The sequence below is a fragment of the Streptomyces torulosus genome (genome assembly GCF_001419765.1).
GTDB lineage: Bacteria > Actinomycetota > Actinomycetes > Streptomycetales > Streptomycetaceae > Streptomyces > Streptomyces torulosus.
In genome coordinates this window covers 15,002-28,143 of sequence record NZ_LIRK01000218.1, presented here as the reverse complement: position 1 = coordinate 28,143, position 13,142 = coordinate 15,002, and the positions used below count along the sequence as shown (strand labels likewise).

Here is a 13,142-nt window from a genome sequence, read left to right as displayed (position 1 = left end):
GGCCGGCCCGTACCACCGAGCGGGGCGGTGCGGGCGAGGCGGGGCGAGAGCGCTACGCCGGTGGCGACGAACGGGCGACGGAGTCGAGGAGCGAGCACGGAGAACGGGGGCCGAGGACGGAGGAGTACAGAGGACGGAGGGCGAGACTCGGGCCGGGCACCGGGACTACCGACCCACCAGGTCGCCCTGGATCGGCCCGCCCGGTCACCCCTGGATCGGCCCGCCCGCGATCCCTGGATCGACCCACCAGGTGATCCGCCGACCGACCCGCCCGCCAAGCCGTGGACCGACCCGTCCGCCGAGCCGCCGACCGACCTGCCAGGCAATCCCCCGACCGACCCGCCGACCACCACGCCTCCCGCCGAACCGCCGGATGCCCTACGGCCGAGGAGCCGACCGCTTCCCGCCGGTGCCCGGGACGGGGAACGCTCCGGTGGCCCGGCGCGTGATCTCCCCGTAGACCTCGGGATCGGTCGTGTACTCGCCCAGCTCACAGGTCTTGCGGCTGCCGTGGTAGTCCGAGGATCCGGTGGCGAGCAGCCCCAGTTCCTTGGCGAGGCCGCGCAGTCGCGCCCGGGTCGCCGGGTCGTGGTCCATGTGGTCGACCTCGATGCCGTCGAGCCCGGCGGCGGCGAGGTCGGCGATCGCGGACTCGGGGACGGTGCGGCCCCGTTTGACGGCGGCGGGGTGCGCGAAGACCGCGACTCCGCCGGCGCCCTTGATCAGCCGGATCGCCTCGAACGGGTCGGTCTCGTGCTTCTCGACATAGGCGCGGCCGCCGTCGGCGAGCCACTGCGGAGTGAACGCGTCGTTCACGGTCGGCACGACGCCGAGTTCGACGAGGGCGGTGGCCACGTGCGGCCGGCCCACGGAGCCGTCCCCGGCGATCCGCGCGACCTGCTCCCAGGTGACCGGCACACCCAGTTCGTTGAGCTTGGCGACCATGCCGCGGGCCCGCGGCACCCGGTCGTCCCGGACCAGTTCGCGCTCGGCGAGCAGCCGGGGCTCCTCGGGGTCGAACAGGTAGGCCAGCATGTGCATGCTGACGCCGTCCAGGCGGCACGACAGCTCGGCGCCGGTGACGAGCGTGAGCCCCTCCGGCAGCGCGGCGGTCGCCTCGGCGTACCCGCGAGTGGTGTCGTGGTCGGTCAGCGCGACCACGTCCAGGCCCGCGGCGCCGGCCTTGCGGACCAGCTCGGCGGGGGTGTCCGTACCGTCGGACGCCGTGGAGTGGCAGTGCAGATCGATGCGCACGACGCGGACTCCAGGCACAGACGAAACGGAAGCGGACGCTCAAGAATAGCGCCCTTTTGAAGCACTCCGGTCACACCCGAAACCGGGTAGCGCCCCCTACACATGGAGGGGGCACCCTGCCGTTGCGGACAGGTCCCCGGCCGTTGCGGACAGGCCTCCGCCGGTGAGGCAAGCGCTGCGGCAGGGCCGTTCTACGGCTCCAGGATGCGCGGGGAGAGCGCGCCGCACGGCAGCAGTTCCACCTCGGCGCCCGCGTCCCGCAGGTCGGTGAGGACCAGTTCGTCGTACATGAGCAGGCCCGTCTGTTCGGGCCAGACGACCGCCCACAGCCAGAGGCCGAGTGCCTCGCCTGCGAAGACCGCGCGGTCGTCGGGGGTGCCGGAGACATGCCAGAGGGGCGTGGGGCGTCCCGCGGCGAGCACCTTCGCCTGGGGCGGTTTCTCGACGCTGAGGTACGGCCCGGGGTCGGGTCCGTCGATGCCCGCGTACCGGGCGCCGAGGCCCACGCCGAGCTCCTCGGCGATGAGCACCAGCTCACCCATGCCGCCGAGCGGCCCCGGACCGGAGCAGGCCACGGCGGTGGCGCGCCCTCCGCTGCGGTCGTCGCCGGCGAAGGCGGCGCCGGTGAACAGCCAGCCCACCGGCAGCGGCCACGGCATCCACACCGGCACCTGGGCGCGGTGCACCACGACACTGAGGGCCTCGACGCTGGGCGGGATCACGGGCTGCAGCGGGTGCACCGTCCCGTGTGCAGCGCACTGCCAGGAGTCGGCAAAGAGGCCGGGAGCCCTGACCCGGCCACCACACTTCGGGCAACTGGGTTCGCCCCTCATAGGGCCCAACGGTCCTCCCCGTGCTTCCTCGCGTCAAGGACGATCACCCGTCCGGCGTGTGCGCGTCACATTCCGCGCACGATCGCCGGACGCCGGACGGCGGCCGGCCCTCCGGGGGACCGGAGAACCCGCCATCGGAATCAACTACCCGCGCCACAGAGGGAAGCGCCGATTTTCGGCCACCTGCCGGGCGCCCGCCGGTCACCTGTGGCGTGCCGTCGGTCACACGGGGAAGTCGCGGAGGGAGCCCTGGGGGCGACCGGCCTAGTCCAGGGGAACCGACGTACGGACGGGGTCGCGGAGGTCCGTCCCCTGGGTGAGCCAGCGCTCTTGGAGGGCCTGGGCGCCATGGACGCGCTTCCAGGCCGCCTCGTTGGGGGTCATCGGAAGGAGGGGGAGGAACCGTACGGGGTCGGCGGGGGCGTCCAGTTCGAGGTCCTCGACCAGGCCGCCGGACTCGGCGACGAGGACGGAGGTGAAGGGGGCGCCGGGCCAGAGCGGATCACCCACGTCGAGGGATGCGCCGGGCGCCACGACCACACCCTCCACCTGCGGTGACGCGGCGAGCACGGCGAGCGGGCGGAGCACCTTGTCGGTGTCGGCGATCCCGTGCCGTACGGACAGGACGAGTTCGGCGCGGGGGCCCTTGACGGGGTCGGCGAGGACCGCGGTGGGGTCGGCCATCGGCTGGGCGGACATGCCGAGCGTGGCGTAGCGGACGACGTCGCCGTCGGTGAAGCGGAGCACCTCGATGCGGTCCGTACCGAGGAAGGTGACCGCGGCGCGCGCGTCCGGCTCGCCCAGCGCGGTACGCAAACGGGCTTCCACCAACGGAAGAACATCAACCATGAACCGAGCATAGAACTCGTCAGGAACCGGCAAACGGGCGCCTTGACACTTCAGTCGACTGTTAGTCTTGGGCGCCGGTCGGAACAGCACGCGGGCAGCACGCAGAAGCGTCGCTCTCAAGCCCTCTTGTCCCGGCCAGAAAGAGAACTGACTTCCCCTACGGGGAACCCCGGATGGGGTATGGAACGTCCCTTACGAGGGACCGGCCGGAGGAGGTGGGGCTGCGATGGACCGAAGTCGACCGTGCAGTACCACCCGCTCTTCCGACCGCTGAGTCACGTAGCTCTCGCGTCAACTCTCTGCTTGGCTGCCACCCTCACTCGCGCCGTGCCGCTCGTCGGTCGTCGCGCAACGGAAGAGCACTTCTTTACCGCCTTGATCCCATCACCGATCAGCCGTCGCCGATCAGCCCTCATCGATCCGACGTCGCCGATCTGAATCAAGCGAAGCTGTCACCGCGACGGTGCGGTGCTCCCCGCTTTGTGGACGTGCCAAACATCGGAAGTCAAAACGTCCCCATTCCGGGTAGTTCCAACCGTCGTCGGCGGCCTTTCGTTGCGAAGGAGTCTGCCCATGTCGATGATCAACAACCTGCGCGCCGCGGTCCGCCCCTCCCGGCCGTCCCGGCTGTCGCTGCGCAAGGACGGGGCCGCGTACGACACCACCCGCCCGGCGGAGGCGACCACGGCCGTCGTCGACTGTGCCGTCTACCGTGACGGCGCGCGCGTCACGTTCGAGCGCACCCTCGCCCCGCACGAGGCGATCCGTCAGGTGCGCCGGGACGGCGGGTTCGTGTGGATCGGTCTGCACGAGCCCTCCGAGGCCGAATTCGCCGATATCGCGGCCGAGTTCGGGCTGCACCCGCTGGCCGTGGAGGACGCGGTGCACGCGCACCAGCGGCCGAAGCTGGAGCGCTACGACGACACCCTCTTCACCGTCTTCAAGACCATCCACTACGTCGAGCACGACGAACTCACCGCCACCAGCGAGGTGGTGGAGTCCGGCGAGGTGATGTGCTTCACCGGGCGGGACTTCTTCATCACCGTCCGGCACGGCGGCCAGGGCTCGTTGCGGGCGCTCCGTCACCGGCTGCAGGACGACCCGGAGTTGCTCGCCAAGGGCCCCTCCGCCGTGCTGCACGCGATCGCCGACCATGTCGTCGACGGGTACGTGGCGGTCGCGGACGCGGTGCAGGACGACATCGACGAGGTGGAGACGGAGGTGTTCTCCCCCGGACGCAAGGGCACGCCCCGGGGCACCGACGCCGGCCGCATCTACCAACTCAAGCGCGAGGTCATGGAGTTCAAGCGGGCGGTGCTGCCGCTGGTGCGGCCCATGCAGCTGCTGAGCGAGCGTCCGATGCGGCTGGTCGACCCGGACATCCAGAAGTACTTCCGTGACGTGGCCGACCACCTCGCCCGGGTGCAGGAGCAGGTCGTCGGCTTCGACGAGCTCCTCAACTCGATCCTCCAGGCGAACCTGGCGCAGGCCTCCGTCGCCCAGAACGAGGACATGCGCAAGATCACCTCCTGGGCGGCGATCATCGCCGTGCCGACGATGGTGTGCGGGGTGTACGGCATGAACTTCAAGTACATGCCGGAGCTGCAGTGGAAGTTCGGTTACCCGATGGTCCTCGGGATCACGGTGGCGCTCTGCCTGGGCATCCACCGCACGCTCAAGCGGAACGGGTGGCTGTAGCCGCCCGGCACCGCCCAGGGACCAGGGCCTAGGCTGACGGCATGACGGAACAGCTGCTCGACCGGGCCCTCGTCGAGGAAGCCACCAAGAAGTCCGGGCTCATCTGGGTGAGCGGCGGCGGGGCACCGTCGGCGCACGCCCAGGGGCCCGGAGTGCCGTCGCGGGCGCTGTGGCACGTCTGGCACGAGGGCGCGGTGTGCCTGGTCGGCGACGGGCCGGGGGAGCAACCGCTGCCGGGGCTCGTCGACGGCGGCCCGGCCGTGGTGACCGTGCGCAGCAAGGACAAGGGCGGGCGGCTCGTGACCTGGGACGCCACGGTCGTGGAGCTGGCCCCCCGGTCGCCCGAGTGGGACGCGGCCGTGGCCGAGCTCAAGGGGAAGCGGCTCAACGCGCCCGACGGTGAGGCCATGCCGGAGCGGTGGGCACGGGAGTGCCGGGTGCTCCGTCTGGAGCCGACGGGGACGACCGCGCCGTTGCCCGACGGCGATCTGGCGCGGGCTCCGCTGCCGACGCCGGCGACGACGCGTCAGCCGGTGCCGGCCGGGTTGCCCCGGTTGTTGTTCAAGAGGCGCAAGAAGTAGTCGGCGGTTCGCCCACCGGGCAGGGGGCCTGCGTCCGTCGGCGGCTGCGGGTTCGTCGGGGCTGGTCGCGCAGTTCCCCGCACCCCTTCGGGGCGCGCAGGCCGGAAGCGCACCGGCCCGGCTAGGACGTCGGGAGTTGTTTGCCGTAGTCGACGACCGACTTCTTGTCCGGTTCCTCCAGGGGGAAGTTCTTGCCCCAGTCGGTGAGGAGGATGGTGCCCGCGTCGCCGGCGCGGACCAGGCGGAGGGGGTAGGGGGTGCCTTCGAGGGAGACGTCGAGGGTGCCGCCCGAGCCCTTGTCGCCGGTGATGCGGATGGTGCGGGTGCCGGACTGCTCGTGGTGGCCGTCGGTGGAGAGGGTGCCGTGCAGGGTGAGCAGGCTGGTGAGGAGGACGTCCTTGTCGGTGAAGCCGCTGAACCGCTGGTAGGCCGGATCGCCGGTGGGAACCTTGACGTACATGCCGTCCAGCTTGTCCGCGGCGGCCTCGTCGGAGTCGTCGTCGTTCTTGCCGCCGCCGTCCTCGTGGTCCCAGAACTCGGCGTCGGCCTTCAGGAAGAGGTGCTCGCCGACCTTCAGCAGCCGGAACGTCGTGTCGCCCGAGGTCACCGAGCCCGTGCCGCCGCCCTCCTTCAGGCGCATGTCCAGCTTGTAGGTCTTGCCGTTGCTGACGACGGACCCGGACAGCCGGACGGTGTCCGCCGCCGTGGCGGCCGCCTTCGTCCTGGTCTGGATCTTCTCGGGGGTCAGTCTGCCGACCCCGTTGGTGCCCTCGTTCGGATCCTCACTGCACCCGGTGAGCCCCAGCCCGCTCGCCACGAGGGTGCAGACGGCGCCCACCAGTGCGGCCCTTCGGGTACGGGGAGTCGGAGTCACAGACGATGCACCTCTTCGTGGGGAGTCCAGGCCTACCGCAGAGTACCGGGGCTCGCGGGGTGCCACGGAGGCAGTCCGTCCGCACCGCTCACCAGGGCATATCCGATCGGGACGGGCTAGCCTGAAGCCCTCCTCGTCCGACAAATCCCGTATGGCTCGCCTGATTATCGCGAAAGACCCACGCGACCCGCAGAGCGCATAGCTCTCGCACCAACACGCAGGAAAGGGGCGGCTCATGGCGGCGGTGGCGCCCCGGATCTTCGTCTCCCACCTCTCCGGAATCTCGGTCTTCGACCCGAACGGCGACCAGGTGGGCCGCGTCCGCGATCTCGTGGCCATCCTGCGGGTCGGACGGAAGCCACCGCGGCTGCTCGGCCTGGTCGTCGAACTGCACACGCGGCGCCGCATCTTCCTGCCGATGACGCGGGTCACCGGAGTCGAGTCCGGCCAGGTCATCACCACCGGCGTGCTGAACGTGCGCCGCTTCGAGCAGCGGCCCACCGAACGGCTCGTCATCGGGGAGCTGCTGGACCGCCGCGTACGGCTCGTGGAGACGGGTGAGGAGGTCACGGTCCTCGACATCTCCGTGCAGCAGCTGCCGGCCCGCCGGGACTGGGAGATCGACCGGGTGTTCGTCCGCAAGGGGAAGGGCGGCGCGTTCCGGCGGCACAAGGGCGAGACGCTGACCGTGGAGTGGTCGGCCGTCACCGGGTTCTCGCTGGAGGAGCACGGACAGGGCGCCGAGAACCTCCTCGCGACCTTCGAGCAGCTGCGCCCCGCCGATCTCGCCAACGTGCTGCACCACCTCTCCCCCAAGCGCCGGGCCGAGGTCGCCGCCGCCCTCGACGACGACCGTCTCGCCGATGTGCTGGAGGAGCTGCCCGAGGACGACCAGATCGAGATCCTCGGCAAGCTCAAGGAGGAGCGGGCCGCCGACGTCCTGGAGGCCATGGACCCGGACGACGCGGCCGACCTGCTGGCCGAGCTGCCGGAGGCCGAGCAGGAGCGGCTGCTGACGCTGATGCAGCCGGACGAGGCGGCGGACGTACGGCGGCTCCTGGCGTACGAGGAGAAGACCGCCGGCGGCCTGATGACGACCGAGCCGATCGTGCTGCGCCCCGACGCCACCGTCGCCGACGCGCTGGCCCGGGTCCGCAACCCCGATCTGTCCCCGGCCCTCGCCGCCCAGGTCTACGTGTGCCGGCCGCCCGACGAGACGCCGACGGGGAAGTACCTCGGCACGGTCCACTTCCAGCGGCTGCTGCGCGACCCGCCGTACACCCTGGTCAGCTCGATCCTCGACGACGACCTCCAGCCGCTCGACCCGGACGCCGCGCTCCCCGAGGTGGCCGGGTTCTTCGCGACGTACGACATGGTGGCGGCGCCCGTGGTCGACGAGAGCGGCTCGCTGCTGGGCGCGGTGACCGTGGACGACGTGCTGGACCACATGCTGCCGGAGGACTGGCGGGAGACGGAGTTCCATCTGGACGACGACGATGTGGAGGGGGCCGCCCATGGTTCCTGAGCGTTCCGAGCGCCAGGGGCGTGACGGGCGGGACGGAGGGCGCGAGCGGGCACACGCCGGGGCGGGGACGCGCGAGCGCACGCCGCCCTCCGGGGCGCCTCCGCGGGAGCGCGTGCCCGCCGGGGCCACCGCGCGCCCGCGGACCCGTCTCGACCTGCCCCTGCCGCGCCGGGCGAGGTTCCTGCCCGAATGGGACCCGGAGGCCTTCGGACGGCTCTCGGAGCGGATCGCGCGGTTCCTGGGCACCGGACGGTTCATCGTCTGGATGACCGTCGTGATCATCCTGTGGGTGGTGTGGAACGTCTCCGCCCCGCGGGACCTGCGCTTCGACAACTACCCCTTCATCTTCCTGACGCTGATGCTGTCCCTCCAGGCCTCCTACGCGGCCCCGCTGATCCTCCTCGCGCAGAACCGGCAGGACGACCGGGACCGGGTCAACCTCGAACAGGACCGCAAGCAGAACGAGCGGTCGATCGCCGACACCGAGTATCTGACCAGGGAGATCGCGGCCCTGCGGATCGGTCTCGGTGAGGTCGCCACCCGCGACTGGCTGCGCTCCGAGCTCCAGGACCTGGTCAAGGAGCTGCACGAGCGCGACGGCGACGGGCATCGCGGCACGAGGACCGTATTCCCGCCGGAGCGCCCCGGCGGGCGTGACATGGACGACCGCTGACGGGGCTCCCAGGGCCCCCGCGCGTCGCCGTACCATCGTCCTATGGCTACGGAAGACGCGGTGCGCGAGGCACTGTCGACGGTGAACGACCCCGAGATCAACCGCCCCATCACCGAACTCGGGATGGTCAAGTCGGTGGAGATCGGTGCGGACGGAGCGGTCGCGGTCGCCGTGTACCTGACGGTCTCCGGCTGTCCCATGCGCGACACCATCACGCAGCGCGTGACGGAGGCGGTCGCCCGGGTCGAGGGCGTCACCCGTGTCGACGTCGAGCTGGACGTGATGAGCGACGAGCAGCGCCGTGAGCTGGCGTCCGCCCTGCGCGGCGGCCAGACCGAGCGCGAGGTGCCCTTCGCGAAGCCGGGCTCGCTCACCCGCGTGTACGCGGTCGCGTCCGGCAAGGGCGGCGTCGGCAAGTCCTCGGTGACGGTGAACCTGGCGGCCGCGATGGCCGCGGACGGTCTGAAGGTCGGCGTGGTCGACGCCGACATCTATGGCCACTCGGTGCCGCGCATGCTGGGCGCCGACGGCCGTCCGACCCAGGTCGAGAACATGATCATGCCGCCGTCCGCGAACGGTGTGAAGGTCATCTCGATCGGCATGTTCACCCCGGGTAACGCGCCCGTCGTCTGGCGCGGCCCGATGCTCCACCGCGCCCTCCAGCAGTTCCTCGCGGACGTCTACTGGGGCGACCTGGACGTCCTGCTCCTGGACCTCCCGCCGGGCACCGGCGACATCGCGATCTCGGTGGCGCAGCTGGTCCCGAACGCGGAGATCCTCGTCGTCACGACCCCGCAGCAGGCGGCGGCCGAGGTCGCCGAGCGCGCGGGCTCCATCGCGGTCCAGACCCACCAGAAGATCGTCGGCGTGGTCGAGAACATGTCGGGCCTGCCCTGCCCGCACTGCGACGAGATGGTGGACGTCTTCGGCACCGGCGGCGGCCAGGTCGTCGCCGACGGTCTCACCCGCACCACCGGCGCCACGGTGCCCGTCCTCGGCAGCATCCCGATCGACGTCCGTCTCCGTGAGGGCGGCGACGAGGGCAAGCCGGTCGTGCTCTCCGACCCCGACTCCCCGGCGGGCGCGGCCCTGCGGGCCATCGCCGGCAAGCTGGGCGGCCGTCAGCGGGGCCTGTCGGGCATGAGCCTGGGCATCACCCCGAGGAACAAGTTCTAGGGCGCCAGCCGAAGCCGGAGAGCGCTTCTCGGGCGCGTTGACGGGGCACCGCGGTTCATTCGACGCGGTGCCCCCTTTCCGTCGGGCGTACGTCGAACCGTCAGGCGTACGTCGCGATGTCCTTGATCATGGCGAACCCGAGGCCGTACGCGCTCATCCCGCGCCCGTACGCCCCCACGTGCACCCCTTCCTGGGTCGAGCCGGCGAGCACCCATCCGAACTCGGACTCGCGGTAGTGGAAGGGCGTGGGGACGCCGTCCACCGGCAGGGACAGCGTCGACCAGTCGGGTCCGGCGAGGTCGTCCGCGAGGACCCACGCCGTCTCCGTCTGCTGGTCCAGCCAGTCGTCTCTCAGGGTGTGGTCCAGCTGCCCGGGCCAGGTGAAGGACAGCAGCCCCACACCGGCCAGCCAGGCGGCGGAGGAGACCGAGGTGGCCTCCAGGAGGCCCGTGCCGTCGGCGCTGCGCCGTACGTCGTTGGCGGCGACGGTCACGACGACCGCGAACCGCTCCTTGGGTTCGTCCTCCGTGACCGCGGTGAACTCGTTGCGGACCGAGGGCTCGTCGCCGTGTCCGACCGAACCGTGCTCGACGGCGCCTTCCGCCGAGGTACCGACCTGCATCAGCCAGCGCGGCCCCGTGAAGGCCTCGTCGAGGCCGTACCAAGGGAAGGGCGCCAGCAGATAGCCGTCGACCGTGCGTCGGGCGGAGGGCAGCTGTTGTCCGCCCTCCGCGGCCGACGCCTGCGCGCCTACCCGACTCGTCGTCTCCATGTGCCCGGACGCCTCCTCGCTCTCGACGGACCGGAGCGGCCCGCCCCCCTCTCGGGCGTCGCGCTCGCTTTCCTTACGGTCCGCACAACAACTGGGCAGCATAGCCACAGCGCTCCGAGCAGCAGGGAAAGCGCCCGGCGCGTAGGACGGCGTACGGGCGGCTTCGGGCCGTACGAGGGCGTGTGACGGTATGAATCGCGTCACGTACGGGGGCGTGGCAGCACGCGGGTGTACGGCGCGGAAGCGCAGGCGGGAGGCCGTGCGGACGACTTCGGGCGCACGCGGCTCGGGCGGGCGACCGTGCGGTCGGCTCAGGTGGCGTCCAGGTCGTACGGCGGGCGCTCTTCCAGTTCGAGCTTCTCGCGCTTCTTGGTCATGTCGACGGATCCGCCGGACCCGGAGGAGGAGGTGTCGGAGGCGGCGGCGGACGACGACTCGGACTCCCGGCCGTGGACCGCGTCCGTCAGCTCGGCCATCTCCTTCTTCAGGTCGAAGCCGTTGCGGATCTCCTTCAGCCCCAGTTCGTCGTTGTCCAGCTGCTTGCGGATGAACGTCTTGGGGTTGAGGTCCTCGAACTCGAAGTCCTTGAACTCGGGGCCGAGTTCGTTGCGGATGTCCTGCTTGGCGCTGTCCGAGAACTCGCGGATCTTCCGGATGGTCCGCGTGACGTCCTGGATCACCTTCGGGAGCTTTTCCGGACCGAAGACGAGCACGGCGAGGACGACGAGCGTCACCACCTCGAGCGCACCTATGTCATTGAACACCTGAAGCTCCTTGCGATGTCCTCGGTCCCGATCCGCGGGCCTCGGCAGGTCTTCCGTGGTCCGGGCCGGGTCCACGGTACCCGGCGATGCTGTCGAACCGGTACTGTCGGGCGGCCCCGGACCATGGTCACGCCACGGGTTTTCCCAGCTGTTTGCCTGACAGGAGGGGGTACGGCTCCCCCTCCTGTGACGTTGCTGTCGTGCGCGCCGGTGTCAGCCCCCGTCGGAGGAGCCCAGGGTCAGGGTGACCTTCTGCTCCCCGCCGTCCCGCTGGAGGGTGAGTTCGAGCCGGTCACCGGGCCGGTGGGCGCGCACCTTGACGATCAGTTCGTCGCCGGAGTGGACGCGCTGCCCGTCGACCTCGGTGATCACGTCACCCGCGCGGATGCCCGCCCGGTCGGCGGGTCCGCCCTTCTTCACGGTGCCGTCGCTGTCGTCGCCGACACGGGCACCGTCACCCGAGTAGTCCATGTCGAGGGTCACGCCGATCACCGGGTGCGTCGCCTTGCCCGTGTTGATCAGTTCCTCGGCGACGCGCTTGCCCTGGTTGATCGGTATCGCGAAGCCGAGCCCGATCGAACCGGCCTGGCCGCCGTCCGACTCGGAGCCGCTGCCCGCGGACCGGATGGCGCTGTTGATGCCGATCACCCGGGCGTTGACGTCGACGAGGGGGCCGCCGGAGTTGCCGGGGTTTATCGGCGCGTCGGTCTGCAACGCGTCGACGTACGACACGTCGCTGTGGTCGCCGCCGTCCCCGCCGGCCGTGATGGGCCGCTCCTTGGCGCTGATGATGCCGGAGGTGACGGTGTTGGCGAGGTCGAAGGGGGCGCCGATCGCGACGACCGGGTCGCCGACCCGCACGTCGTCGGAGTTGCCGAGCGGCAGCGGCTTCAGCCCGTCGACCCCCGACACCTTGACGACGGCGAGGTCGTATCCGCTGTCCCGGCCGACCAGGCTGGCGTCGGCGGTCTCACCGCCGCTGAAGGTGACCGTGATCTCGCCGTCGTCCCCGGCGGGCTCCACGACGTGGTTGTTGGTGAGGATGTGGCCCCGCTTGTCGAGCACGAACCCGGTGCCGGTGCCCTGCGCGTCGGAGCCGCTCACATGGAGGGTCACGACGCTGGGCAGCGCGCTGGCGGCGATCCCGGCGACGCTGTCCGGGGCCCGCCCGGTCGTCCCGCCGCCGGCCTGCGGCAGCTCGACCTCGCCGACCCCGCCGTTGCGCTCCAGGTACGCCCCCACGGCCCCGCCGACACCGCCGGACACGAGCGCGATCAACACGGCCCCCAGCACGAGGACCTTCATCCCCCGCTTCCGCCGCCGCGCCATGTCGTCGACACCGGCCCCGTTCTGCTGCAACGACCCCGACGCGGACCACGGGTCGTAGTTCCGCCAGGGATCCCGAGCCGTCGGGGAGACCCCTTGGGGAGCATCCGCGAAGGGGGGCTGCGTCGAGTCTGTGTAGGGGGCGGCCGGGGTGCTGGCCTGGGAGGCGTCCGGGTGGACCGGCGAAGGGGGTGGAGAGCCGTCCGGGTACGGATGCGCTGCGGGCGGCGGCGACGTGGGCTGGGCGCCGCCCGCATACGGGGGCGCCGCGGAGTGGGAGCCGCCCGAGTACGGCGGCGCCACGGGGTGCGGGGCGTCCGAGTGCGGCGGCGCCACCGGGTGCTGGCCGTCCGCATGAGACGGGGCCGCGGGCTGGGAGCCGTCCCCGTAAGGCGGTGGGGCGGGGTGGGAGACGTCCGCGTAGGGCGCAGGCGCGTCGCCGCCGGGGCGGGACGCGTCCGCGTACGGCTGCGGGGCCGCGTTCCCGTAGGGGGCGGGCGAGGGTGCGGCCGACGTGGCGTGCGTGCCGTTGGTCGAGTGGGCCGGCGGTGGGGCGAGCGTGGCGGCCTGGGGCGCCACCACGGTGGTCGTCGCGCCGGGCTCCGGGGGTGCGGCCGAGGCGGTCGCGCCGGGCGCCGGAGCCGCCGCTGGGCTTGGTACACCGTGCCCCGGCGTCCCCGGCTGAACGGTCGTGCCGTGCGCCGGGGTTGTCGCCGGGTGCTGGACCGGCGGTGCGGGCGCCCAAGGGCCGGGCTCGCCGTAGGGCGGGGTGCTGTAGGGATCCGGGTCGTGCAGCGGCTTGGGGCGCTCCACGGCC

General features: G+C 71.7%; 12 protein-coding genes. 5 read left to right on the top strand and 7 right to left on the bottom strand.

The genetic code is table 11. The features are described 5' to 3' along the window. Positions 1-378: 378 nt before the first annotated feature. The 3 genes from AOK23_RS16065 to AOK23_RS16055 form a co-directional block, all read right to left on the bottom strand. Entirely contained in the window at positions 379-1,254 is an 876-nt protein-coding gene (locus AOK23_RS16065; RefSeq protein WP_055713397.1) for a PHP domain-containing protein, read from the bottom strand. A 191-nt stretch (positions 1,255-1,445) separates the two neighbouring features. Continuing rightward, positions 1,446-2,087, bottom strand: coding sequence for a DUF6758 family protein (locus tag AOK23_RS16060; RefSeq protein ID WP_055713396.1), 642 nt, complete (start codon positions 2,085-2,087; stop codon positions 1,446-1,448). 264 nt (positions 2,088-2,351) lie between these two features. Then, positions 2,352-2,936: a suppressor of fused domain protein gene (locus AOK23_RS16055; protein WP_055713395.1), complete on the bottom strand. Its 585-nt coding sequence runs from the start codon at positions 2,934-2,936 to the stop codon at positions 2,352-2,354. 573 nt (positions 2,937-3,509) lie between these two features. Between AOK23_RS16055 and AOK23_RS16050 the strand changes: the two genes are divergently transcribed. Both AOK23_RS16050 and AOK23_RS16045 read left to right on the top strand, forming a co-directional pair. After that, positions 3,510-4,634, top strand: a complete 1,125-nt coding sequence (locus AOK23_RS16050; RefSeq protein ID WP_055713394.1) for a magnesium and cobalt transport protein CorA — start codon at positions 3,510-3,512, stop codon at positions 4,632-4,634. A 41-nt stretch (positions 4,635-4,675) separates the two neighbouring features. Continuing rightward, positions 4,676-5,215 (top strand): hypothetical protein, encoded by a 540-nt coding sequence (locus AOK23_RS16045; RefSeq protein WP_055713393.1) that lies wholly within the window; start codon positions 4,676-4,678, stop codon positions 5,213-5,215. Between the two features lie 121 nt (positions 5,216-5,336). On the opposite strand, the gene AOK23_RS16040 is transcribed toward AOK23_RS16045, so the two are convergent. After that, complete coding sequence (locus tag AOK23_RS16040; RefSeq protein ID WP_055713392.1) at positions 5,337-6,089, bottom strand: hypothetical protein; 753 nt, start codon at positions 6,087-6,089, stop codon at positions 5,337-5,339. A gap of 235 nt (positions 6,090-6,324) precedes the next feature. Between AOK23_RS16040 and AOK23_RS16035 the strand changes: the two genes are divergently transcribed. Genes AOK23_RS16035 through AOK23_RS16025 form a run of 3 tightly spaced genes read left to right on the top strand, consistent with a single transcriptional unit; the run spans position 6,325 to position 9,463 of the window. Beyond that, entirely contained in the window at positions 6,325-7,614 is a 1,290-nt protein-coding gene (locus tag AOK23_RS16035; protein ID WP_055713391.1) for a magnesium transporter MgtE N-terminal domain-containing protein, read from the top strand. Further along, positions 7,604-8,287 (top strand): DUF1003 domain-containing protein, encoded by a 684-nt coding sequence (locus AOK23_RS16030; protein ID WP_079049508.1) that lies wholly within the window; start codon positions 7,604-7,606, stop codon positions 8,285-8,287. The genes AOK23_RS16035 and AOK23_RS16030 overlap by 11 nt, the downstream gene beginning before the upstream one ends. A 42-nt stretch (positions 8,288-8,329) precedes the next feature. Beyond that, positions 8,330-9,463: an Mrp/NBP35 family ATP-binding protein gene (locus AOK23_RS16025; RefSeq protein ID WP_055713389.1), complete on the top strand. Its 1,134-nt coding sequence runs from the start codon at positions 8,330-8,332 to the stop codon at positions 9,461-9,463. Between the two features lie 100 nt (positions 9,464-9,563). Here the strand turns inward: AOK23_RS16025 and AOK23_RS16020 are convergent, their stop codons facing one another. From AOK23_RS16020 to AOK23_RS51900, 3 genes are all read right to left on the bottom strand, one after another. Continuing rightward, complete coding sequence (locus AOK23_RS16020; RefSeq protein ID WP_055713388.1) at positions 9,564-10,235, bottom strand: hypothetical protein; 672 nt, start codon at positions 10,233-10,235, stop codon at positions 9,564-9,566. A 311-nt stretch (positions 10,236-10,546) separates the two neighbouring features. After that, positions 10,547-10,999, bottom strand: coding sequence for a sec-independent translocase (locus tag AOK23_RS16015; RefSeq protein ID WP_055713387.1), 453 nt, complete (start codon positions 10,997-10,999; stop codon positions 10,547-10,549). A gap of 213 nt (positions 11,000-11,212) precedes the next feature. Continuing rightward, entirely contained in the window at positions 11,213-12,904 is a 1,692-nt protein-coding gene (locus AOK23_RS51900; RefSeq protein WP_420823713.1) for a S1C family serine protease, read from the bottom strand. Positions 12,905-13,142: the final 238 nt, after the last annotated feature.

Excerpts from the sequence above, each read along its gene's own strand:
- AOK23_RS16060 (WP_055713396.1), bottom strand. The coding sequence starts at position 2,087 with ATGAGGGGCGAACCCAGTTGCCCGAAGTGTGGTGGCCGGGTCAGGGCT.
- AOK23_RS16055 (WP_055713395.1), bottom strand. The coding sequence starts at position 2,936 with ATGGTTGATGTTCTTCCGTTGGTGGAAGCCCGTTTGCGTACCGCGCTG.
- AOK23_RS16050 (WP_055713394.1), top strand. The coding sequence starts at position 3,510 with ATGTCGATGATCAACAACCTGCGCGCCGCGGTCCGCCCCTCCCGGCCG.
- AOK23_RS16045 (WP_055713393.1), top strand. The coding sequence starts at position 4,676 with ATGACGGAACAGCTGCTCGACCGGGCCCTCGTCGAGGAAGCCACCAAG.
- AOK23_RS16035 (WP_055713391.1), top strand. The coding sequence starts at position 6,325 with ATGGCGGCGGTGGCGCCCCGGATCTTCGTCTCCCACCTCTCCGGAATC.
- AOK23_RS16030 (WP_079049508.1), top strand. The coding sequence starts at position 7,604 with ATGGTTCCTGAGCGTTCCGAGCGCCAGGGGCGTGACGGGCGGGACGGA.
- AOK23_RS16025 (WP_055713389.1), top strand. The coding sequence starts at position 8,330 with ATGGCTACGGAAGACGCGGTGCGCGAGGCACTGTCGACGGTGAACGAC.
- AOK23_RS16020 (WP_055713388.1), bottom strand. The coding sequence starts at position 10,235 with ATGGAGACGACGAGTCGGGTAGGCGCGCAGGCGTCGGCCGCGGAGGGC.